At 27.4% G+C, this 354-nt stretch carries 1 protein-coding gene; it reads right to left on the reverse strand.

Features of this window, described 5'->3' with window-relative positions:
• Positions 1 to 354: NAD(P)/FAD-dependent oxidoreductase (locus BT993_RS06935; RefSeq protein ID WP_208600529.1), on the reverse strand; the 354-nt coding region annotated here is incomplete at both ends.

Raw genomic sequence — 354 nt, forward strand, 5'->3', positions numbered from 1 at the left:
TAATACAGGAAATATTTTTGTTCTACTATGACCCATTTTTACTGCTAAATCATATCCACTTCCATTACTACCTAATTCTGGATATGATATTCCACCTGATGCAATAACTAATTTATCTACAACCACAATTTCATCATTCATACCAGTAACATTAAATTTAGAATTCTTTTTCCTAACCTTAGTAACATCAAATTCATATTTAACTTCTATATTTTTCATACTCTCAACTTTAAATCTCAAGGCATCTACTATAGATGAAGCTTGATATGATAATGGGTAAACTTTCCCAAACTTTTCTACTTTGTATTCTATACCTAGTTTTTTAAAAAAAGACAATACATCTTCAAAACTATA

It is taken from the genome of Streptobacillus ratti (assembly GCF_001891165.1).
GTDB lineage: Bacteria > Fusobacteriota > Fusobacteriia > Fusobacteriales > Leptotrichiaceae > Streptobacillus > Streptobacillus ratti.